The sequence below is a fragment of the Desulfothermus okinawensis JCM 13304 genome, from assembly GCF_054654515.1.
In genome coordinates this window covers 12,849-37,673 of record NZ_BAAIEW010000009.1, presented here as the reverse complement: position 1 = coordinate 37,673, position 24,825 = coordinate 12,849, and the positions used below count along the sequence as shown (strand labels likewise).

Genomic DNA, 24,825 nt, shown 5'->3' with positions numbered 1-24,825 from the left:
GGGGGCAGCATTGGCTGCCCTCCTATATTAAATACCCAGGGAGATTTAAAATGAAATATGACATCAGCGCCTTTCCAAAGGGAATCGCACTGCTTAGAAATTCACTTTTAAACAAAGACACTGCATTTACAGATGAAGAGAGAGAAGCATTTTGCTTAGAGGGTCTTATACCCCCAAGGGTTGTATCACAAGAGATACAGCTTATGCGTGTAAAAGAAAATCTAAACAAAAAGACATCAGACATTGAAAAATACATCTTCCTCACATCCTTGCAAGATAGAAACGAGGCCTTATTTACAAGGTTGGTTATGGAAAACCTAGAAGAACTACTTCCCATTATATATACACCTACTGTGGGAAAGGCGTGTTTAGAATATGCACACATATATAGACGTCCCAGGGGATTTTATTTTGCAACTAAGTATAAGGGAAAATTTAGAAAAATATTAGATAATTGGCCATATCAGGATGTCAGGGTAATAGTAGTAACAGATGGAGAAAGGATTCTGGGACTGGGTGATTTAGGTGCCAATGGCATGGGAATTCCCATAGGTAAATTGTCTCTATACACTGTATGTGGTGGAATTCATCCAGCCTATTGTCTTCCTGTTGTTATTGACGTTGGGACTGAAAACGATGAGCTACTAAAAGACCCATTATATATTGGAATGCAACACAGAAGATGGCGAGGTGAAAAATATTATAAATTAATAGATGAATTCATGTGCGCTGTTAAAAATAAATACCCCCATGTATTGGTTCAATTTGAAGACTTTGGAAATGAAAATGCATTTGTTTTACTTGAAAGATACAGGGATAAGATGTGCACATTCAATGACGACATTCAGGGCACTGCTGCTGTTGCCCTAGGGGGAATTTATGCAGCACTTAGAATTATTAAAAAACCCTTAAAGGAACAAAAATTTCTGTTCTTAGGCGCTGGAGAAGCAGGACTGGGCATAGGAAAACTTATAGTGGAGGCATTAAAACAAGAGGGTTTAAAGGAACAAGAGGCTAAGCTCAGGTGTTGGTTCTTTGACTCAAGGGGGCTTATAGTAAAGGGAAGAGAGGGACTAAATCCCAGAAAATCTGAATTTGCCCATGAACATCCTCAAATACCTGACTTCAGTGAAGCCATAGAAAAACTAAAGCCCACGGCAATAATTGGGGTGTGTGGACAAAAGGGTGCATTTACTGATAAAGTACTCACCACAATGGCCAAAATCAATGAAAGGCCTATAATATTTGCCCTCTCAAATCCAACGGAAAAATCAGAATGTACTGCCTATGAAGCTTACTCATGTACCAAAGGAAAGGCAATCTTTGCCAGTGGAAGCCCGTTTCCACCAGTAGATTACATGGGAAAAACATATCGGCCAGGTCAGGGCAACAATGTTTACATCTTCCCGGGAATTGGATTGGCAACAGTTGCATTCATGATAAAGAGGATACCAGACGTGTTTTTCCTTGAAGCAGCTAAAGTACTATCAAGCCAGGTGACAGAAACCGACTTAAAAGTTGGGCGAGTCTACCCTTCTTTGTCAAAAATTAGAGATGTTTCCCTTGAAATCGCATGTAAGGTATCAGAGATCGCATATGAACTGAACCTATGTAAATTGCCAAGACCAAAGTCAATTAGGAACCACTTAAAATCCCTAATGTATGACCCAAGATACGAGGTGTATGTATAATTTATAAATTTTTTCCAGAGGGATCTGTGTATTCTTGATTTAATTTCTGGATAAAAATATTTACATCTGAATTTAATTTCTTGAGGCTAGTGGCTAATCTTTCACTCCAGCCAGTGGGATATTTTCTAAAAATTGGTGCATACCATTTACCATTTTTTAGAAAACAGTTCAAATACCTTTCCCTTTCCTCTTCAGGAAAATCCTCTATTAATCTTTTTGCAAGGACATCCCCAATTTTCTTTTTAAGGACAGAGTGGACACAAAATAATGCAACCAAAAAAAATAAAAATCCTATAAAACCAGTAAGAGATGTAAATATTCCCTTAATAATACCTATCCAAAACTGGAAGGATCCTGTTTCTGTAAATATTGAATGTCCCATGTGGATAGCTAAAATGATTATGCCAAAAGAAATAGAATCTAAAATCAGTGTATATTTTTTTAACTTTTCCCTAAATGTATATATATTGGGCAAAATTATATTCTGAAGTTTCTTCACATGGTCTTTTAAAAGACCTATTAATCGATAGGTTCTCTCTATTTTTACATCTTCAATGCGTTTTGAAATAAGATTTAGATCCTGATCCCTTTTTCTCTCATATCTCTTCCTGGTTTCAGGGTCCTCTATTACATTACATGCAATTGGATTATAAATACAAAAATACCTTCCTGCACTAACCCCATATCTCACAAGCGCCCTCTGCCATGAGGCAAAAACTGCTTCTAAATTATCCTCTTTTGCTGTGACATCTATTTGATTTAAGATATACAAAAATTTATTAGAATCCCTTCTCTTTACTGTGTTTTTTACAAGGTGCTCCAGGGTATCCTTCATGGAACCTGGCTCAGGGTGCCTTGCGTCAAAAAATATTAATACTAAATCAGAAAGGTCGATTATACGGTCCGTAATCCTTAGAATTGAAGCCCTTTTCTCGTCTGCATCAAACCCCGGGGAATCAATAAATATTTTTCCCTTTATCTTATCACTTGGACAGGTCTTTAACTGGAGATAAGAGTCAAGATATGCACCTTCTCCAGGTGAGACCTCATCAATTGCCTTGCTTATTTTATAAAATGGAAATCTTGGATCTGAATCCAGTGCAAATCCCGGCAAAGTCCTCACCTCTTTTTCTGCTGAATAACAAATCACCGTGAACTTATCGTCAACAGCCTGTACCCCTGTTTCCTGAATTGGATAGTCCAGATAATAATTTATAAAGGACGACTTCCCGGCTGAGTATGTCCCCAAGATGGAGATAACAGGCCACCAAGACATCTTTTTGGTGAGACTCTCTGATTTTTTCAAATATCCAATTGAGTGGAGCAGGAAGTCCAGTTGAAAAAAGCCATCAACAACTTCCTTTAGCACTGGATTTTCACGCTCAAGGTGTTCCCTTATATCTTTATCTACCCTAGGGCCTGTTCTTGATTTGTTTCTAAAAAAATTAAGCATCTATCCCGCTCCTGGAAAATTCATTTTAATAAACCTGGGTTAGGAATTTACCTTAAGTAAATTTTCCATCTCCCCAATAATCACCAATGTGTCCCCTTTTTTCAAGATATCGCTACCCTTTGGTACAAACTTATATTTTCCCTTTTCCTCCTGCCTTATGGCTATTACCTGAATATGGAATTTATTGGCAAGATCCAGGTCCCTTAGTGTCTTTCCATCCCATTTATCCACAACTTTTTCCTGAATTACAACATTTTCACCAAATGGTAGTATCTCCAGAAATCCTGGTAGGGCCATTCTAAGTGCCAGTTCCTGGGCAGCAGCCCTCTCCGGGATCACCACATAATCTACCCCAATTTTTTTTAGGAGCTTTTCATGATCTTCATTTATTGCCTTAACCCACACCTGGTCCACCCCAATCTCTTTTAAATAAAAGGACACCATGGTACTAGTGGATATGGAAGATCCAACACTTACCACTGCATGGGTCACATCTTTAAAACCCAGTTGTTCAAGGACCTTTTTGTCCTGGACATCTGCCCTATATACCTGGGTAAAGATAGATTGGGCCCTTTTAACTGCTTCCTCATCCCTATCTACTCCCAATACATCATATCCCATATTAATCAGGGTCTTGCCCAGGGCAATTCCAAATTTCCCAAGTCCAATAACTCCAATGAATAAATTCTTTGCCATAACATCTCCTTAGCCTATTAATAGATTTTCTTCAGGCCAGGAAAATCTGGGTTCGTCTTGAATATGTTGAACAAATGACAAAAACAAAATTGGACCTAATCGACCAATAAACATAAGGCAAATTATAATCAACTTGCCTAAAAAACTTAAATGAGAGGTTAAGCCAGTTGAAAGCCCCACCGTGCCAAATGCTGAAGTCACCTCAAACAAAACATCTAAAAAAAGTCCCCTTGCATAAACATGGGACACATCTCCCCCTTCTGATATATTTAGCAACATAACTGCTATTAAGATTAAGCCTGTTGAAAATATAAACAAAACAATTGCCTTATTTAAGTCTTCTTCTTTTACTGCAAAATTCCCAATAACTGCCTGCTTACCTTTAATAAATATCTGAGATTTGGCATAGGCAGCAATTGTTCTAAATGTGGTAACCTTTATCCCACCTGCACAAGATCCAGGTGCACCACCTATAAACATGAGCATAACCATTATAAATAGGGAGACATTGGTGAGGTGTGATATATCAGCTGTGTTAAATCCAGCAGTCCTACAGGTGACAGATTGAAAAAGCGGGAGTAATATCCTCTCCACATAGGAAGAAGGAAGATTGTGACTGAAATATTCTGCCAGAAAGATAAACAGGGCACCTCCAAAAATCAAAAAAATAGTTGTAGATATAACAACCCTTGTATGCCAGCTAAGCCTCATCCTTTTCCCCTTAAGTCTAATAGGTATATAGGAATAGAGTTCCTGGAGCACAGAAAAACCAAGGCCTCCCAATATGATTAAGGACATTATAACAAGATTCACTCCAATGTCGCCTTTAAACTGCATAAGGCTATCTGAGTACAGGGAAAAACCTGCATTGCAAAAGGCTGAGATTGAATGGAAAAGGGCTGAGAAGTACTCCATTTTCCCTTTAAGGTGCAAATACAACAAAACAGAACCAATACCTTCAATTGAAAAGGTCATAACAACTACTCTAATTAAAAAACTACCCAATGAAAATGTTGGGTCGTGGAGCAGCCCCTGTCCTACAGCTATCCTGTCTGTTAGGGAAATCCTTCTACTCCAAAGATAAAAAATAAGGGAAGTTATGGTCATGATGCCCAGGCCACCTATCTGGATTAAACTCAAAATTATGGTCTGGCCTATCCTGGTATAAAAAGTACCTGTATCCACAACTACAAGTCCAGTTACACAGGTGGCAGAGGTGGCAGTAAAAAGGGCATCTATCCATGCAATATGGCCATTTCTTACGCTAAAATCCATATGCAATAAAAAAGCCCCAATAAAGATTACCAGGGCAAAAAATATAATGGGATAGGCATAGGGTGATAATTTAAAATTTATTTTCATGGTTAGAAAAATTCTATGGTAGAAAGTTTTTCTCTCATCTTTTTGGAGAGATATAACTTATATAACTCCTTGTACTTTGCGGGGTCCACATACCTCAAAAAACATGTATTGGTCTTTGGTTCCATCCAAAAATAAATCAAAATCCCCTGTTTTTCCCAGACATATCTATCAATTAGATTGTTTATCCTGATTTCTTTTGGATTACCATATTTTTTTTTGAGTTTTTCAAGCCAGAGAGTTAACAATCTATCATATCCAACACCTTTTGGGGGATATCTATACTCAAGTAAGGCAAATTCTCCATCAGGGCTGTAACAAACCTGCATTTTATCAGTGCCCTGTAACAACTTCTCAGAGCTAAAAATATCGCAAAAGGAACCTGTGTCTATTCTGATTGGTTGAGCACCATTTTTTTGCAAAACATAACTTAGGGCAAATCTCCTGGCACCTTTTAAGACAATTCCAAAAAGGCGAAAATCTTTATTACTATCCTCTGATCTATGTAGGGGAGCAAGTTTTATTTTAGCTACCTCCAGACCTATTTCTTCCCCTTTTTTATACCACCTATATGACTCTACAAAATCTTTCTTTATACCATCAATCCCCTTTTCATACATCTGGGCTAGAAAGATTATTGCTGGTGCATATCCCTTTATTGCTGATTTTTTTAAATAGCGTATCCCTTCCATTTTTTTTTCCACGGGATATTCACCCAGCACCAGTTCTCTACCGTATAAATATTCGTCAACATCCCTACCCTTCATTGCACCCTTTTTGAGTAGCTCCAGGTCAAATGAACGTGCACATGATGCAGACACAAAATAAACACCAGAAACAAACAACACAAAAATCATAAAAAGGTAAAATTGAATATGTTTATTCATCTGTAAAGGTCTTATATGGAATGGTTTCAATTATACCATTTAGATGGGTATAATTTAGATTGAGACTATTTATTATCTCTTCAAAATTTTTCACACAACTATTTCCAATGACAAATTCAGGTAACAGGTGATGTGCAAGTATATTGGCTATATATATAACCCTTATCAGGGGATTCATATCATGGGTAACTTCATGGTGATATTTAATGGTATCTAAAATATTTTTGGGAAAATTCCATTTTTCTCCCAGAATAGTTCCAATTTCAACGTGATCATACCCAAATAAGTTCTTTTCTACAACTATAGAGGGGATTCCCTTCATAAGCTCTTTGTAATACCTTCTCTTGTTATTACACACAAAAAATTCCAGCACCCTTTTACCTATATCATGGAGAAGACCACAGGTATATCCAACATCTTTTGGAAGATCCAGTAGTTCACATATTTTTTGTGATATAATTGCAACTGCTAGAACATGATTGTACATGCCCTTTGGATTCAAGCTGTATCCAGGACAATCACTGAAAAAATCTTCCATATACACTGACAAAATTATATTAAGCAAGTTCCTGCTTCCCAAAAATATAACTGCCTTTTCTATTGAGTCTACTTTTTTTACTGGAGAAAATATTGGAGAGTTACAAAACTTTAACAACCTGGCGGTCATCACCTCATCTTTTTTTAGTTCTTCAACAATTTCTGTAACCTGATATACTTCCCTTGAGATCAAATCAATGACCTTTAATATAACAGCTGGAATAGGCTTTACCTTATACAATATATCTTCTATTTTATCATCTAATACACTGTCCTTAGTATCCTTTATTTGATCAAAAATAAGGTCCTTACATGCAAAAGTACATTTGGTTAAATCCAATACAAAAGACCTTCTTAAATGTTCTATTGGTTCAAGATAGGTAATTGGAATTCCTTCTTCTTTTAAATTATTTTTTATTATCTTTACGGACTCTATAGCAGCCTCATCCAGCATTGGAACATTCATATTAAATCCACCACAAAGTCCTGCCACAATGGACTCTTTATTTGCCCCCTGTCTCACCATCTCATTGAGCAAAAGATCCACTGCATTTTCAGCACAAAGGGAAGCAACTTCTTGTGATTTAGACAAAGACCTCGGAAGGACCACGTGTATTAATCCACCTATTTTATTAGTCTTATCAAACATAGCCAAACCCACACATGAACCCAGGGTGGCTGCCAGTATCTGGGGTGATCCCTTTGATACCACCATGTTGCCAGGAGGAACCATACTAACACTCTTATCTCCAATCTTTATCTTTTTCATAAGATTATACTCCATCAATTAATGAGATTTAGAAAATTTTCCCCCAAAATCTTTTTTCTGGTGTCAGGCCCGAGGGGGATCTTTTCAAATTCTTTAATATATCTAGATGGGGGAAGAAGTGGGAAATCAGAGCCTAAAATAATCTTGTCCGAAGATACAGCATTCATCATGCAATATAGCGCTTCAGGCCTATATAAAAATACCATGGCTGCTGTGTCAAACCAACAATTTTTAAGGACTTCTTTTACTTCCTTTTTAAGATAAGCAAAAAAAGGAAGTCCACCGCCAAGATGTGCTAAAATCCACTTTGTGTTGGGATTTTCCTTTATGAGCAAATAAAGGTTCTTTAAGGTCATGGGACTTTTTCCAAGATAGAAATGTCCAACTTCTTCATTTGTGTGGAGCAGTACAGGAGCATCTTTTTCTTCACATGCTGCTGCCACAGTCGATAAAATTTTTCTTTCTTCTGTTTCTATGTCTCTGGTATAGAATGCTATCTCACCAATCCCCCTGGCACCACTGCTAAAACACCTGTCTATCTCCTTTTCAAAAAGAGGATTATCCAAACTAAAACAGCAAAATGGAATCAACCTATCTGGATACTTATTTGCACACTCCAACACATAATCGTTATTTAATTTAAAATTTTCTTCTTTTCTCCAAGGGAATCCAAAGACAACAGATTTGTCCACCCCCTCTTCATCCATTTTTTTTATAAGTTCTCTTGCACCAACTAATTTGGCCTTTGGATCCTTGTATATGGCAGCAAATTCTGGCTCACCATCTAAGAACTTCTCTCTGTTTTCCCTCACTTCTCCTGGACATATGTGTACATGGGCATCTATTATCATGTTAAACTCCCTTGACAAAGTCCATGTGGTGTTATTTATAGTCTATCTTCAACAGTAAAATCCAGAAATTTTACATGGCTTATGCTGAGCTTTTTAATTAAATAATTGTAACTTGTCTATAAAAAATCTAGTAACAAAAAAATAGAAAGTGGAGTCAACAACTATGCAAATGAAACCATTAGACAAAGGATATGAACCAGATACCATTGAGAAAGAATGGATAGAGAGGTGGGAAAAAGAAAACACATATATGGCAGATCCACACAAAGAAGGAAATGTTTTTTCAATAGTTATTCCCCCTCCAAATGTAACAGGCACCCTGCACATGGGTCATGCACTCAATATCACCCTTCAGGATATAATGTGTAGATACAAAAGACAAAAAGGATACAATGTTCTCTGGGTGCCAGGTACAGACCATGCTGGAATAGCCACTCAAAATGTGGTTGAGCGGGCAATTGCCAGAGAAGGACTAACGAGAGAAGACCTGGGCAGGGAAAAATTTATTGAAAGGGTGTGGCAGTGGAAAGAAGAATATGGTGGTAAGATTTTAAATCAAATAAAGTGCTTGGGCGCCTCAGTTGACTGGAGTAGACTGAGATTCACAATGGATGAAGGTCTGTCAAAGGCCGTTCGAGAGGTCTTTGTGAGACTCTACAATGAAGGACTCATATACAAAGGCGACTATATGATAAACTGGTGCCCCAGATGTCATACTGCACTTGCTGATCTAGAAGTGGAACACGAAGAAAAACAGGGACACCTCTATTATATTAAGTATCCCCTGGAATCTGGTGAAGGAAATGTAGTAGTTGCCACCACCCGTCCTGAGACAATGCTTGGTGATACTGCTGTATGTGTAAACCCACAGGATGAAAGATATAAAAAATTAATAGGCAAAAAGGTAAAACTCCCTTTAACTGACAGGATTATACCTATAATTTCTGACAGTTATGTTGATATGGAATTTGGTACAGGATGTCTTAAGGTGACCCCAGGACACGATCCAAATGACTTTGAGCTTGGAAGAAAACATGGACTTGAGCTTGTCAGGGTTATAGATGAAAATGGATATATGACAGAGGATGCAGGAGACAAGTTTAAAGGGCTTGATAGGTTTGAATGCAGAAAAAAGGTAGTTGAAGAGTTAAAGAATCAGGGACTACTTGAAAAGATTGAAGAGATTACCCACAGTGTTGGTCATTGTTATAGGTGTAAGACAGTGATCGAGCCACTTGTATCAAAACAGTGGTTTGTTAAGACAAAACCCCTGGCCAGGCCAGCAAAACAGGCGGTTTTAGAGGGAAACACAAAGTTCTTTCCTGAGTCATGGACAAAGACTTATTTTGAGTGGCTGGATAATATCAGGGATTGGTGTATCTCCCGTCAAATATGGTGGGGACACAGGATACCTGCCTGGACATGCAATCAATGTGGAAAGCTGAGTGTATCAACAGAAGATCTAAAAACATGTCCAGGATGTGGCTCCAGGGACATTGTCCAGGAAGAAGATGTACTGGATACCTGGTTTTCCTCTGCACTCTGGCCATTTTCCACGCTTGGATGGCCAGATAAGACAAAAGAGCTGGAGGTATACTATCCCACATCCCTGCTTGTTACTGGATTTGATATAATATTTTTCTGGGTTGCCAGGATGATGATGATGGGCATCCATTTTATGAATGAAGTTCCATTTAGACATGTATATATCCATGCCCTGGTTCGGGATGAGCATGGAAAGAAGATGTCCAAATCCACAGGTAATGTAATCGATCCCCTGGATATGATTGCAAAGTATGGGGCTGATGCCCTTAGGTTCACTTTAACTGCATTTGCTGCAATGGGCCGTGACATAAAGCTTTCAGAAGCCAGGATTGAAGGATACAAACATTTTATAAATAAAATATGGAATGCTGGAAGGTTTGTATTAATGAATGCTGATGATTCCGTGGACATAGATGATGTTGATCCCAAAAATTTGAGCTTTGCCCACAGATATATCCTCCACGCCCTGGAAGGACTAAAAAAGGAAGTGGAAAGAACACTGGAAGGCTATTATTTCAATGAAAGTGCCCAGGCCCTATATCAATTTTTCTGGCATACCTTCTGTGACTGGTATCTGGAGATGATTAAAAAAGAATTATACTCAGATAATAAACTCACAAATAAAAGGGCCAGAAATTGTCTCATTAAGGTATTTTCAGAATTACTTATACTTTTGCATCCATTTATACCATTTATTACCCAGCATATTTATACTCTCCTGCCAGGGACAGGGGAAAAAGACCTTAGCAAGGTAAGATTCCCAGAATATAGGCCTGGCTGGGAAGATAGTTCCCTTGATAGGGATATGGAATTTTTCCAGGGAGTGGTTGTTGGTGTAAGAAATATAAAAGGAGAATTTGATCTCAATCCAGGGATGCAGGTGGATGTTATAGCCAAGGTAGATGATGAACACATTGAATTTTTAGAACAAAACAAAGAGGTGATATCACAGCTTGCAAGGATCAAGCAATTTGAAATTTCCAAAGAGCCCCACATCCCAAAGGGATGTGCCAGTTTTGTGTGTGAGGGGTGTGAATTCTATGTACCACTTGAAGGTGTAATAGACTTTCAAAAAGAACTGGAGCGCCTTGTAAAAAATAAAGAAAAAATCAAAAAAGAACTAAACAAAGTGGAAAACAAACTAGCCAATAAAAATTTTTTAGAAAAAGCACCTAAAGAGATCGTAGAGAAGGAAAAAAAGAAGAAAGATGATCTTATGGTTGAACTTAATAAAATTGAATCTTTGATAGAAAAAATCAAATCCTTTATCTAGTCTATGGTGTTTTAACATCGAACTTTAAATAAGTAAGGGAAATATATGGGAAAGGTATATCTAGTTGGAGCAGGCCCGGGAGATCCCGGGCTTTATACCATTAAGGCCAGGGAAATAATAGCAAAAGCAGATGTGATTGTTTATGACTTTTTGGCAAATGAAGTATTTTTAGAGTGGATAAATAAGGAATGTAAAGTTATTTATGCTGGGAAAAAAGGTGGAGATCACACCTTATCTCAAGATGAAATAAATAGCCTCCTTGTTGAACTGGCCAGCAAATATGATATTGTGGTTCGTCTCAAAGGAGGCGATCCTTATATGTTTGGACGGGGGGGGGAAGAAGCAGAGTTCCTGGTTGATAGGGGAATAAATTTTGAAGTTGTTCCAGGGGTCACTTCTGGTATTGCTGCAACAGCATATACAGGGATTCCCCTAACTCACAGAAATTTTTCTTCATCTGTGACCTTTGTCACTGGACATGAAGCAAACACCAAAGAAACTTCAGTCATAGAATGGGACAAACTTGCCCGTTCAGCATCCACTCTGGTATTTTTTATGGGGGTAAAAAATCTCCCCAATATAACAAAAAACTTAATTGATGCGGGACTCCCCAAACATACTAAAGCAGCTCTAATTAGATGGGGAACCACATGTAGACAAAAAAGCCTTGTATCAACCCTTGAAAACATCGCCAGGGATGCAAAAAAGGCAAATATAAAGCCACCTGCCCTACTTGTTGTAGGAGATGTTGTAAGCCTAAAGGACAAACTCTCCTGGTTTGAAAAAAAGCCACTTCTTGGAAAAAACATAGTTATAACTAGATCCAGGGCCCAGGCCAGTGAGCTAAGTGGTCTTCTCAGGGGATATGGAGCATGTTGTATCCAATTCCCAACAATAAAAATAAAAGAATTAGACGATTATTCCACTCTATTCAGTGAATTGGATAGACTACACAACTATGATTTCATTGTTTTTACATCTGTAAATGGAGTAGATTTCTTCTTTAAGAAATTATTTGAAAGAAAAATGGATTCAAGGTCCCTATGCAAAGCAAAAATAGCGGCCATTGGACCAGGTACTGCAAAAAGACTAAGAGATTTTGGATTAATTGCAGATATAGTGCCTGAAAAATATATTGCAGAAGGTGTAGTATCTGAGCTACAAAAATACAATATAAAAGGGAAAAATATATTTATTCCAAGGGCACAAGAAGCAAGGGAAGTACTTATAGATGAATTGAAAAAATCTGGAGCAAATGTAGTAGTTGTGCCAGTATATAAAACAGTAGTCGGGGATGTAAATACAGAAACAATTTATGAAAAGATCAAAAATAATAAAATAGACTTTATAACATTTACCAGTTCTTCAACTGTAAATAACTTTTTTAAATTGATTCCACCTGAGGTTGTATCTCAATATGCACAAAAAATAAAATTCGCATGTATTGGACCAATTACGGCAAAGACATTGAAAAGATATGGATTTAAATCCCACATTATGCCCAATTCATATACAATCAAGGACCTTGTAAAAGAAATCCTGGAATTTGTCAGGGAAAATTCATGAAAATAACTGTAAGTGGCTTTGGTAATTTATTTTTTCAGCTAAAAAAACTACATGGAGCAGCTGTGAATCTCTCCATGGACATTCCTGATAAAAGTAGTGTCAAGGACGTTATTTCCACCCTGGGACTTAAACTAGATGATATTGAAGGGGTTTTCATAAATGGAGAGGTAAAACCAATATCAAGCAAGCTGAAAAAAGGTGACAGGATTGGCCTAATTCCCAGGGGAGTCCCAGGTCCTTATAGGTTTTTACTTGGCATAAAGAAGCTGAAGAACTAATTGATGGAATCTTACATCCACATTATAACTTCAATTTCATCTGTTTATCTATTACTTTTAGTGGCCCTTTTTATATTTTTCTTAACAAAGGGGGCAGACATTGCAATAGATGGTGCAGTGGACCTTGCCAGGGCACTGAATCTCTCCCCCCTTGTTATTGGTGCCACTGTGGTATCTGTTGGAACTACGTTGCCTGAAGCATTTGTTTCTGTAATGGCTGCCTGGTCTAACAATCCAGGGCTTGCATTGGGAAATGGAGTTGGCTCTATTATTGTGGATACAGGCCTTATTTTAGGGGGATCCTGTCTGTTTTTTAATGTCCCAATTGATAGGTTTATATTAAATAGAACTGGCTGGGTTCAGGTACTCTCTGCCACTTTCCTTGTAATAATAGCACTTGTACAAAAATATGTATTCCACAGGCCTATATTAGACAGGTGGGTGGGCGTCCTTTTTATGGCCTTACTCATCTTTTACCTCTATCTTACATACAAATGGTCAAAAAAAAGTAGTTTTATACAAACAAAACAGGAAAATGCAACATCGCACATAAAGGCATCATTAAAGGTAGTAATTGGACTTTTTTTTGTGGTCGTCAGCTCAAAACTTTTGATAATCTCAGCTCAAGAATTGGCAAGGCGACTTGGTGTTCCAGAAGATGTCATAGCTGCTACGATGGTTGCATTTGGTACATCACTACCAGAATTTATGACAGCAATAACTGCTGCCAAAAAAGGCCACCCAGAAATTATGGTTGGCAATATAGTTGGCGCTGATGTGCTAAATTGTTTGTTTGTAATTGGGGCTTCTGCCCTGGCCACTCCCTTGAGTATCCCACAGAACTTTTTCCACTTACACTTTCCTGCAATGATCCTCATCCTCTATTCTTTTAGAATATTTATTTCAATAAACAAACATAAAAAATCTTTTCCAAGGTGGCAGGGGGGATTTTTGATCCTTATCTATTTAGCATATGTTTTGATTCAATATAAGTAAAAATAATATTCACAACTATTGAAACAAGTTAAAAAAAAGTGTAGTATTACACCATTATCCCAAATTTGGATAAACTTAGGATAATAAAAAATAATATAAGGAAATACCATATGGTTGTTTCAGAAAATCTAATTCAAACCCCAGCACCAGACCAAAAATTGTGCAAATTTTCCGGAGATACTGTTAAATTTAGGCTTGAGGTGAGGGGAGATATCACTGGTGAGGGCTATGTTAGGACCAATCTAGGACACAGTAAGATAATGCATCGGGAAATAATCAAAAAAGTTGAAAAAGATGAGGTAAAATTCCACCTGGACTGGTATGACATAAAAATGAAAAAAATAGATAAAAACACATTTGAAGTAACACTTCCCCTATTTGAAGTTGGACACTTTGAGGCAAAATGCTATATTTTACCTGAAAATAATAAGGGTCCCATGTGGCCAGTTGGAGGAAATACCCACATAAATGTGAAACCAGCCATCTCATGTGGTGCCAATATAATCTATAATGCATTTGTAAGGCTCTTTGGACCATCCAAACATAGTAGCAAATGGATGGAAAAATTTGACCTCACTCCCTTAGATAGGGCTGGATTCCATGTAATACCTCCGTCTGGAACCTTCAGAGATTTAATAGAAGAGTTGGACTTCATTGTGTATGATCTTGGATGTAGGTACATCCAATTGCTTCCAATCTTTCCTGTACCAACCACCTTTGGCAGGATGGGGCGTTTTGGCAGTCCTTATGCTGTACAAGATTTCTATAGTGTGGATCCTGAACTGGCCCAGTTTGACCCCAAAAAGACTCCCATTGAACAATTTATTGAACTGGCATCTGAAATACACAAAAGGGATGCTTATGTAATATTGGATATTCCCATAAACCATACGGGATGGGGATCTGTTATTCATGACGTACATCCAGAATGGTTAAAGAGAAAGCAAGGGGGAGAAATAGAAGTCCCTGAAGTATGGGGTGTTAGATGGGAAGACTTAACAAAGCTGGATTACAGCAACAAGGATTTGTGGAAATACATGGCAGATGTGTTCTTAAAATGGTGTGATAGGGGTGTAGATGGATTTAGGGGAGATGCTGGATATATGATCCCATTTGAAGTATGGGAATACATTATATCAAAGGTAAGGGAGTCGTTTCCAGATACCATATTCTTTTTAGAAGGGCTAGGTGGAGACATAAATATAACTCTAAATCTTTTAAACTCCACTTATGACTGGGCATATTCAGAACTGTTTCAAAACTACACCAAAGAACAAATAATTCCATATGTTGAATTTTCAAACAGAGTCTCCTCACAAGAAGGGCTTATGATACATTTTTGCGAAACCCACGACAATAACAGACTTGCCTCAATCTCAAAGACTTATGCCAAGATGAGAACTGGACTTTGCGCCTTACTCTCCCACTGCGGAGGTTTTGGATTTGCATGTGGGGTGGAATGGTTTGCAGATGAAAAAATAAATGTCCATGAAATAACATCCTTAAACTGGGGTAGTCCTGAAAATCAGGTAAAATTTATAAAAAAATTAAATACCATTTTAAAAATAAATAAGACCTTTTTCCCTGGAACAACCATTTCCTTTCCCGTACAAAAAGGGGATGAGTCTGTTGTGGCAATAAGGAGGACAAAAGATTTATCAACCTATTTAATTGTATTGGTAAATTTGAACTGTGAAAAAGAAAATATTGCATCTTTTATGGATGAGTCCATATCTTACGACCTTCATTACGACTTGATCTCTGGAAAGGAAATCAAATTCTCATCCAGGGATGGATTTTGGGAAGTATTGCTCCAACCAGGAGAGGTCTTATGTCTAACTCCAAATAAAATGGACTTAATGGAAGTGGATAATTTTTACTCAAAAAATATGGTTACACCTGACATATGCACAAGACAAAAGGCTAAAGAGAAATTATATAGATTTATTTCTTATTTTAAAGGTATAAAACATCTAGATATAGACGGGGAAAAGGAATTACAATTGCTTTTAGATGATACATACAACTACTTAAAATATAATTCAAATCCCAAAAACATGGTGGTCAAATGGACTTTCCCTGAAGATATAAATAGAATGGTAATGGTACCTCCAAAACATGTTGTTTTATTTAGGAACAAATATCCCTTTAGATTAAAATTAAAAGATGGTAAAAAAATAATATTTAGCGATATATCCATAAGAGATAATAAAGGGAATTATTTTATATTATATTGTCCCAATGTAAAAACAAAAAACCACAAAATTTTTGATCTTTTTATATCTGTGTATAAAAATAGTGAAACTAACCGTGATAGTGCCTATTCTCAGAATATATTGGAAAGAAAGACATCAATATTATTTTTAACAGATTTTTCAAATATAAATATAAAAACTACTTTTACAAGAAGTGAAATATTAAAGAGGTGTTTTACTTATCTTGCATCAAACAAAAAGGGTACATTGTCCTATGTACCTGTATGGTGGGGACAACTTGAGACAAAATACAATGCGCTCCTCTCTGGCAACCTCAATCCAGATTATTTAGATGATAGATATGTGATGTTTACAAGGCTAAGGGCTTGGTTGGTTCATCAAGGATATTCAGAGGAGATAAGTAAAGATTTTATCCAGAAATTTACCTTTGACTATGAAAATCATGCGAAATGGGATTTTTATGTGCCAACTGGCCTTGGGAAACACACACATATAACAATATTCCTTAGCCTTTCTGACGATGATAATAAGGTATCTATTCAATTTAAAAGACATGAATCAAAAGATTTAAACGAAGAAACAAATGAAGTAAAATTGATACTCAGGCCAGATCTAGAATCAAGGTCCCACCACGAGGTTACCAAGGCATATCTAGGGCCTGAAAAAAAATTCCCTGAAAGTGTTACTAAACAAAAAAACGGTTTTATATTCCATCCCAATCCAGAAGCAAAATTATTTTTAAAAGTGGACAAAGGAGAATTCATACTCCAGCCTGAATGGAAGTACATGGTTTATCTACCATTGGAACAAGAAAGGGGACTTGATCCCCATACTGATCTCTTTAGCCCTGGATATTTTGAAATCCCTCTACTCCCTGGTGAAACTGCATCATTAACAGCCTCTATAAACAAAGAACCTGGGCATGTTGAAACAAATGAAATACAGGAAATAAGAGAAGACTACAGTTATATTGACGGGTTAAGGCATGGACTGAACAAATTTGCAGTTAAAAATAAAGTTGCTGAAGACCACTATGTACAAACAGTTGTTGCTGGTTTTCCATGGTTTTTAGATTGGGGGAGGGATTCTCTTATATTTTCCAGGGCATATGTGGAAGATGATAGAGAAGATATGGCCATCTCCATATTAAAATATTTTGGGGAGTACGAAGAAAATGGCACACTGCCAAATTTGATTAAGGGGAATACCCCGTTAAATAGGGATACTTCAGATGCTCCCCTATGGTTTGGAGTGGTTCTAAGTGATTTAGTGGAAAAATTGGGTTCTGAGGTTTTAAAAAAACAGACCAAAAATCGTACCCTTAAGGAAATATTACTATCCATTGGAAAAAACTATGTAAGTGGCACACCCAATGGAATAAGAGTAGACATCCAAACTGGTCTTGTTTTCAGCCCTCCACATTTTACCTGGATGGATACAAACCATCCTGCCTGTACTCCTAGAGAGGGGTATCCAGTAGAAATCCAGGCACTGTGGTATAAGTGTCTCACTCTACTTGAAAAAATCGACAAAAATGGAATTTTTTGTCCTGCATATGAAGGATGGAAGGGTCTTAAGGAAAAAGTAGCGAAATATATAATCGACTTATACTTTGACAGATCCCTTGGATATTTATCAGATTGTCTCCATACATCAGGGTTCATGGAAGCCAAAAATGCACAGCCTGATGATCATTTGAGGCCAAATCAATTACTGTGCATAACCCTGGGATTGATTAAAGATAGAGAAATCCAGAGGTCTATATTAGATGCAACCTCTTGTTTACTTGTCCCTGGCGGGATAAGGTCCCTTGCAGATAACTATTTTAAATTTCCTTTGTTTTCAATTCCAAAACATGCTATAAGAGATCCCAATCATCCATACCAGGGGAGATATATTGGAGATGAAGACACCACGAGAAAACCTGCATACCACAATGGAACTGCCTGGACATGGATCTTTCCATCGTATATGGAAGCCATGTTGATCACTTTTGGAGAAGGTCTTATAGACACCTATTTAGCTATACTGGGATCCTCATCTATTTATCTCAACTCTGGATGTGTGGGACACATACCAGAGATATTAGATGGAGACATTCCCCATGTGCAAAGGGGATGTCTTGCACAGGCCTGGGGTGAAAGCGAACTTTATAGGGTTATTAATAAAATTTTAAAAATAAAACAAAATATGGGGTCAAGCCATGAAAAATTTTAAATCTTACCATGTATATCCATCAGTCCCAAAAAATTTAAAATTCGTTGAAACATTAATACAAAACCTATGGTGGTCATGGAGGCTTGAAGCAATTGAAGTTGTAAGAAGGATTGATCCTGAAAAATGGAAAAAAGCCGAGCAAAATCCATTACGTATGTTCAGTGACTATTTAAGCCAGGATGCATTAAATAGGTTCGCTCACAATGAGAATTTTCTAATGCAGCTAAAAGAGGTAAAAGAACAATTTGAAGAAGAGGTATATTCAGAAAGATTTTCAGAAGACATTGGAATGCCCAAGGACTCCACTGTTGCATACTTTTCAATGGAATATGGTATACATGAGAGCATTCCAATATTTTCAGGTGGGCTTGGCATTCTTGCAGGTGATCACCTAAAGGCCGCATCTGATTACTGTATACCTTTAGTTGGAATAGGACTTTTTTATAGATACGGTTATTTTAAACAATTTCTAAACCACGATGGCTGGCAGCTGGAAGAATATCCAGAAACAGATATTTTTTATCTGCCAATCCAGAGGGTAAGAGACCAGAAAGGAAACAAAGTATACATTGATATCCCATCTCCAATGGGAAATATCAGGGCAAGGGTGTGGAAGCTGGATGTAGGGCGGGTTGAATTGTATCTACTGGACACAAACTTAAAGGACAATTCTCCTGAAATCAGGGACATAACATCCAGGTTGTATGCAGGAGAACCACATGTAAGGCTCGCCCAGGAGATATTGTTGGGCATTGGAGGAATGAAGCTTCTAGATATACTGGATAAATTCCCCACTGTTTGCCATTTAAACGAGGGTCATTGTTCATTTGTGTGTATTGAGCGCTTAGCCCAAATAATGCGAAAGTTTAACTTAAACCTAAAAGATGCAATGGAACTTTTACCAAGGGCCAATGTGTTTACTACTCATACACCTGTGGCAGCAGGCTATGATACCTTTCCTGTTGATATGGTAAGGCCATATTTAGAACCATACACCAGTATCTTTAATGTGCCAGTTGAAGAGATAATATCCTGGGGACAGAGGGGATGGAGGTATGATCCTGGCAATAAATTCTGCATGTTTACATTTGGACTTAGATTTTCCCAATTCTGTAATGGAGTCAGTGAACTCCATGGCCATGTTGCCAGAAAGATGTGGCACCATGTGTGGCCTGACAGGCCTGTTGAGGAAGTACCAATAGGGTATGTTACCAATGGAGTGCATGTGACTTCGTGGATTTCAATTGAAAATCACCTATTACTTGAGAGATACATATCTCCCCAGTGGTATAAAAAATCTGAGCAAGACATAATCAGTGGAATTGATAACATCTACGAGGAGGAACTCTGGAGGGCAAGGGAACTGAGCAGGGCCAGATTAATAAGGTTTTGTCGGTATAAGATGAGACAACAGTATGAGAGAAGAAATTCACCTAAATCTGTTTTAGATGAAATGGAGACAGTTTTAGACCCAAATGTCTTAACAATAGGTTTTGCAAGGAGATTTACTGCATACAAAAGGGCAAATTTGATCTTAAAGGATCCTGAAAGGCTCAAAAAGATAATAACCTCCAAAAAATACCCTGTGCAATTTGTATTTGCTGGTAAAGCACATCCAAAGGACGAAGAGGGGAAAAGGATTATACAGCAACTAATCTCCTTTGCAAGGGATCCAGAAGTAAGGCACAGGTTTATCTTTTTAGAAAATTACGACATAAACATAGCAAGACATCTGGTCCAGGGTGTGGATATATGGCTAAACAACCCCAGAAGGCCTTATGAAGCATGTGGGACATCTGGCATGAAGGCTGCTGTTAATGGAGTATTAAATTTCAGTGTATTGGACGGATGGTGGTGCGAAGGTTACAGAGAAGATAGGGGGTGGGAAATTGGAGAAGGAAAGGAATACAGGGATCCAAATTATCAAGACGAAGTAGAGGCACATGACATTTACAACACCCTGGAAGAAGAAATTATACCGGTTTTTTATGAAAACAGGAGGGGTTCCATTCCCTTTGAATGGGTCTATATGATGAAGGAATCCATGAAAATAGGAATTATAAATTTCTCAGCCCACAGGATGGTAAAGGAATATGTAGATAGGTTTTATTCAAAGGCAGCTAAAAACTTTTTTGAACTAACTAAAAATAACTGTGAAAAAGCAAGGGAATTTTCAAGGCAGAGGGATAGATTGAAGAATTTATGGAGTGAGATCCGGGTGAATCAGCCAATGAAACTTGGACCTTCCCACTTTAGAGTTGGAGATGAATTCGAAATTATAGCTGAAGTATATCTGGGAGAGATTAAACCTTCAGAAGTAGAGGTAGAGGTATATCTAGGAAAGATAAAGGGCACAGAACAGGTGGAAATGGTGGGGGTTGAGAGGATGGAAGTTTTTCAGGAAAATGAAGGAGGAAACTACATATACAAATGTAGGGTTAAGTGTAAATCTTCTGGGAGATATGGCTTTAATGTAAGGGTAGTTCCAAGTGGAGACGATTATTTAAAATTTACCCCACACTTTATAACCTGGGGACCATAAAAAATCGTGGTTCAAGGTTCAACACTTAAAGTATAAAGGTCTTTAACCATGAAGAAATATAGACCAAAAATTTTAATAATAACACCAGAGGTCACATACCTGCCTGAAAACTCTGGAGTGCTATCTTCTTATTTGTCTGCAAAGGCTGGTGGACTTGCAGATGTATCGGCAATGCTGATTAAAGAACTATTTGACATGGGTGTAGATGTACACGTTCTCATACCTGATTATAGAAAAATCTTTCAAAACCAGGTGGGTTCTTTGTCCACACTATACAACGAACAACTCAAGATCTATATGGAAAATCTCTGTGATCAAAGGGTGCATCTTGCCCAGGATAGGGCATTTTATCACAGAAACAGCATATATTCATTTTATAGATCAGAAAATCTAAAGGTCTCCCTTGCCTTTCAAAGGGAGGCAATAAACCATGTAATCCCTATGGTCAGACCAGATCTGGTACACCTAAACGACTGGATGACAGGACTTATCCCTGGATATCTTAGAAAGAGAAATGTGCCGTCTTTATTTACAATACACAATATTCACACAGCCACTGCTACATTGGCTGAGATTGAAGACAATGGTATTGATGCTGTGGAATTTTGGGATTGTCTATATTTCAAGGAATATCCATCTTCTTATGAAGAAATTCGGAACAGAGTAGATGTTGATTTTCTTGCATCAGGTATCTTTGCATCTCATTTTGTAAATACTGTAAGCCCCACCTTTTTAAAAGAAATTGTCAATGGATACCACGATTTTATCCCGTGGCACATTCGGGGGGAATTAACAAACAAATACCATGCTGGGTGTGCTGTTGGAATATTAAACGCCCCAGACGCATCTTTTGATCCAAAAATAGACAAGGCAATCTTTAAAAATTATACTCCAAGAAATGTTGTGTCGGGAAAAAGAGAAAATAAGCTTAAGTTGCAGAAAAAATTGGGATTACTTATAGATAATAAGGCACCCCTATTTTTCTGGCCATCCAGGCTTGATCCTGTTCAAAAGGGATGTCAACTTTTAGCTGACATATTATACGAGGTGATATCAAAGTACTGGGATAAACACCTGCAGATTGTCTTTGTTGCTGATGGTGACTTTTTTGGAGTTTTTGAAGATATTGTGAAGTTTCATGAAATCTTTAACAGAGTATGTGTATGTCATTTTGATGAGTCCTTATCAAGACAGGCATTTGCTGCTTCTGACTTTATACTTATGCCCTCTTCTTATGAGCCCTGTGGACTACCCCAGATGATAGCTCCCCAATATGGATCCATACCAGTTTGTCACGATACCGGAGGAATACACGATACAATTACTCACTTAGATCCACTAAACAACACAGGAAATGGATTTTTATTTAAGTACTTTGATTCAAATGGACTATTCTGGGCAATAGATAGGGCAATGGAATTTTACAATCTCCCGAAACAGATAAAGACCAGAAATATAATGAGGATTATGAAAGAGGCCAAAGATAAATTTAACCATAAGGAATGCGCAAAAAAATATGTAGAACTATATGAAAAAATGCTAGACCGTCCATTATAACTATAACATCCTGGGGAGCTGGAGAGATAGATGGGGAGAATAGAACTTGTGGAAATAGATCCTTTTCTTCAACCATATGAAAAACACCTTGAACATCGGATAAAAAAAATAAATGCAGTAAAAAAATCCCTATGCAAAAATAAAAATCTCATTGATTTTGCATCTTCTCACAAATACTTTGGACTCCACAAAATTAAACATGAATGGATTTTCAGGGAATTTGCTCCAAATGCAAAAGAGGTCTACCTCATTGGGGACATGACCAACTGGCAGATAAGTAGAAAATTCAGACTGGAAAAAATAGAGGGAGGAATATGGGAAATACGTCTTCCAGAAAATATGATTTCTCACGGTGATTTATATAAGCTACTAATTAGATGGGAAGGAGGAGAGGGAGAGCGGATCCCATCCCATGCAACTTATGTTGTCCAGGATGAAAACACCAAAATCTTCTCAGCCAAAGTTTGGTGTCCTGAAAAAAAATTTCAGTGGAAATACGACAAAAATGTAAAGTATCCAGCACCCCTGCTAATATATGAAGCACATGTGGGCATGGCCCAGGAAGAAGAAAGAATTGGTACTTACAAGGAATTTACTGAAAACATACTACCATGGATAAAGAAATTGGGCTACAATGCCATCCAGCTTATGGCAATTTTAGAGCATCCATATTATGGCTCCTTCGGCTATCAGGTTTCAAGTTACTTTGCACCTTCATCCAGGTTCGGATCCCCTGATGATTTAAAGGAATTAATAGACACAGCCCACAGTTTGGGACTTTATGTGTTAATAGATATAGTCCATTCCCACGCAGCCCCAAATGAAGTTGAAGGGTTATCAAGGTTTGATGGATCATATGATCTCTATTTCCATAAAGGAAAAAGGGGGTATCATCCCCTCTGGGGATCCAGGCTTTTTGACTATTCCAAAAAAGAAGTATTGAGATTTTTGTTGTCAAATTTAAGATACTGGATGGAGGAATTCCATATTGATGGTTTCAGATTTGATGGTATAACCAGTATGTTGTATACACACCACGGCATTGGGTATGATTTTGTTTCCTATGATGACTATTTTAATGAATCTGTTGATACAGATGCCCTCACATACTTGGCCCTTGCAAACAAATTGGTTCACTCCATAAAAAAACATGCAATCACCATAGCAGAAGACGTATCCGGAATGCCAGGGCTATGTTATCCAGTAGAAAAAGGCGGAATTGGTTTTGACTATCGCTTTGCAATGGGCATTGCTGACTACTGGATAAAACTCTTAAAGGATATGAGAGATGAAGATTGGCCCATGGGACATCTCTGGTATGAGCTCACCAATCACAGACCAGAGGAAAAGACAATAAGTTATGCAGAGTCTCATGACCAGGCACTGGTTGGTGATCAGACCATAATTTTCAGGCTAATTGGCGCTGATATGTACTATTTTATGAGAAAAGGGGATGAAAATCTCAAGGTAGACAGGGGAATCGCACTACATAAATTGATCAGATTCATAACCATCTCCACTGCGTGTGCTGGTTATTTAAATTTTATGGGTAATGAATTTGGACACCCTGAATGGATAGACTTTCCAAGGGAAGGCAATAACTGGTCTTACAAATATGCCAGAAGACAATGGTCCCTTGCTGAAAATCCATTGCTGAGGTATGAATATTTGCTAACATTTGATATTGATATGATAAAGTTTATTAAACAAATAAATATACTCTCACCAGATATTCCTCCAAAACACCTCCATGATAACAATGAGAACAAGGTCCTTGCATTTGAAAGGGGTAATTATGTATTTGTCTTTAGCTTTCACCCTACAAACTCTTTCACACACTACAGGATATATTCACCCCCTGGGAAATATAAGCTTGTTTTTTGCACTGATGAAAAAAAATATGGAGGTTTTGAAAGACTTAAAATTGGCGAGATCCATTTTACCTTAGTAGATGAAAGTGGACCACATCTATCCCATTACCTATCCCTATATATCCCTAATAGATGTGGATTTGTGTTAAAAAAGATAGATTAAAACGTCTTTTGGTGAATTGGAAAAATTTGCTTGACACTTACGTAAAAAAAAAATAATCACAAAGTCTCTACAGAGAATGCCCCCGTAGCTCAGTAGGATAGAGCACAGGATTCCTAATCCTGGCGCCGCAGGTTCGAATCCTGCCGGGGGCATAAAAAAAACAAAATAATTAAGGCCACTTAGAGAAAGTCTCGGAGTGGCCTTTTTCTTTTAGATTTTCAGATTTGTCACCTATTTGTCACCTTTTGCGAAAATAGGGTGGAGGTTTTAGGTGTCAAGTGTAGGCTTGTCAAGTGTAAGCTTGCCAAGTGTGTGCTTAAAGATTTTTCTTTTTTATAAAGCCCAATCCTGTTAGCTG

The 24,825-nt window shown here is 37.6% G+C and carries 15 protein-coding genes and 1 tRNA gene; 10 read left to right on the top strand and 6 right to left on the bottom strand.

What is annotated here, in order from left to right:
• The first annotated feature begins 50 nt into the window (after positions 1-50).
• Complete coding sequence (gene maeA / locus ACYQ0O_RS04925) at positions 51-1,691, top strand: NAD-dependent malic enzyme (RefSeq protein WP_459891187.1); 1,641 nt, start codon at positions 51-53, stop codon at positions 1,689-1,691.
• 1 nt (position 1,692) lies between these two features.
• Here maeA and ACYQ0O_RS04920 read toward each other — a convergent pair whose 3' ends face one another.
• From ACYQ0O_RS04920 to ACYQ0O_RS04895, 6 genes are read right to left on the bottom strand one after another with little or no spacing between them, the layout of a single operon-like run.
• Positions 1,693-3,144, bottom strand: coding sequence for a dynamin family protein (locus ACYQ0O_RS04920; protein WP_459891185.1), 1,452 nt, complete (start codon positions 3,142-3,144; stop codon positions 1,693-1,695).
• 39 nt (positions 3,145-3,183) lie between these two features.
• On the bottom strand, positions 3,184-3,840 hold the full coding sequence (locus tag ACYQ0O_RS04915; RefSeq protein WP_459891183.1) for a potassium channel family protein: 657 nt from the start codon (positions 3,838-3,840) through the stop codon (positions 3,184-3,186).
• 9 nt (positions 3,841-3,849) lie between these two features.
• Positions 3,850-5,202, bottom strand: a complete 1,353-nt coding sequence (locus tag ACYQ0O_RS04910) for a TrkH family potassium uptake protein (RefSeq protein ID WP_459891181.1) — start codon at positions 5,200-5,202, stop codon at positions 3,850-3,852.
• A gap of 2 nt (positions 5,203-5,204) precedes the next feature.
• On the bottom strand, positions 5,205-6,086 hold the full coding sequence (locus ACYQ0O_RS04905; protein ID WP_459891179.1) for a tetratricopeptide repeat protein: 882 nt from the start codon (positions 6,084-6,086) through the stop codon (positions 5,205-5,207).
• Complete coding sequence (locus ACYQ0O_RS04900; RefSeq protein ID WP_459891177.1) at positions 6,079-7,392, bottom strand: HDOD domain-containing protein; 1,314 nt, start codon at positions 7,390-7,392, stop codon at positions 6,079-6,081. The genes ACYQ0O_RS04905 and ACYQ0O_RS04900 overlap by 8 nt, the downstream gene beginning before the upstream one ends.
• A 14-nt stretch (positions 7,393-7,406) precedes the next feature.
• Entirely contained in the window at positions 7,407-8,243 is an 837-nt protein-coding gene (locus ACYQ0O_RS04895) for an amidohydrolase family protein (RefSeq protein ID WP_459891176.1), read from the bottom strand.
• A 163-nt stretch (positions 8,244-8,406) separates the two neighbouring features.
• Here ACYQ0O_RS04895 and ACYQ0O_RS04890 point away from each other — a divergent pair, with 163 nt between their 5' ends.
• The 9 genes from ACYQ0O_RS04890 to ACYQ0O_RS04850 all read left to right on the top strand — a co-directional run bounded on the left by ACYQ0O_RS04890 (position 8,407) and on the right by ACYQ0O_RS04850 (position 24,619).
• Positions 8,407-11,061: a valine--tRNA ligase gene (locus tag ACYQ0O_RS04890; protein WP_459891174.1), complete on the top strand. Its 2,655-nt coding sequence runs from the start codon at positions 8,407-8,409 to the stop codon at positions 11,059-11,061.
• A 45-nt stretch (positions 11,062-11,106) separates the two neighbouring features.
• On the top strand, positions 11,107-12,627 hold the full coding sequence (cobA, locus tag ACYQ0O_RS04885; protein WP_459891172.1) for a uroporphyrinogen-III C-methyltransferase: 1,521 nt from the start codon (positions 11,107-11,109) through the stop codon (positions 12,625-12,627).
• Positions 12,624-12,905, top strand: coding sequence for a MoaD/ThiS family protein (locus ACYQ0O_RS04880; protein ID WP_459891170.1), 282 nt, complete (start codon positions 12,624-12,626; stop codon positions 12,903-12,905). The genes cobA and ACYQ0O_RS04880 overlap by 4 nt, the downstream gene beginning before the upstream one ends.
• 3 nt (positions 12,906-12,908) lie before the next feature.
• Positions 12,909-13,901: a calcium/sodium antiporter gene (locus ACYQ0O_RS04875; RefSeq protein WP_459891168.1), complete on the top strand. Its 993-nt coding sequence runs from the start codon at positions 12,909-12,911 to the stop codon at positions 13,899-13,901.
• 110 nt (positions 13,902-14,011) lie between these two features.
• Complete coding sequence (locus ACYQ0O_RS04870; RefSeq protein ID WP_459891166.1) at positions 14,012-18,334, top strand: amylo-alpha-1,6-glucosidase; 4,323 nt, start codon at positions 14,012-14,014, stop codon at positions 18,332-18,334.
• Entirely contained in the window at positions 18,321-20,876 is a 2,556-nt protein-coding gene (gene glgP / locus ACYQ0O_RS04865; protein ID WP_459891164.1) for an alpha-glucan family phosphorylase, read from the top strand. The genes ACYQ0O_RS04870 and glgP overlap by 14 nt, the downstream gene beginning before the upstream one ends.
• A 48-nt stretch (positions 20,877-20,924) precedes the next feature.
• Entirely contained in the window at positions 20,925-22,433 is a 1,509-nt protein-coding gene (locus tag ACYQ0O_RS04860; RefSeq protein WP_459891162.1) for a glycogen synthase, read from the top strand.
• A 30-nt stretch (positions 22,434-22,463) separates the two neighbouring features.
• Positions 22,464-24,467, top strand: a complete 2,004-nt coding sequence (locus ACYQ0O_RS04855) for an alpha amylase C-terminal domain-containing protein (protein ID WP_459891160.1) — start codon at positions 22,464-22,466, stop codon at positions 24,465-24,467.
• 78 nt (positions 24,468-24,545) lie between these two features.
• Positions 24,546-24,619 (top strand) — tRNA-Arg (locus tag ACYQ0O_RS04850).
• Positions 24,620-24,825 lie beyond the last annotated feature (206 nt).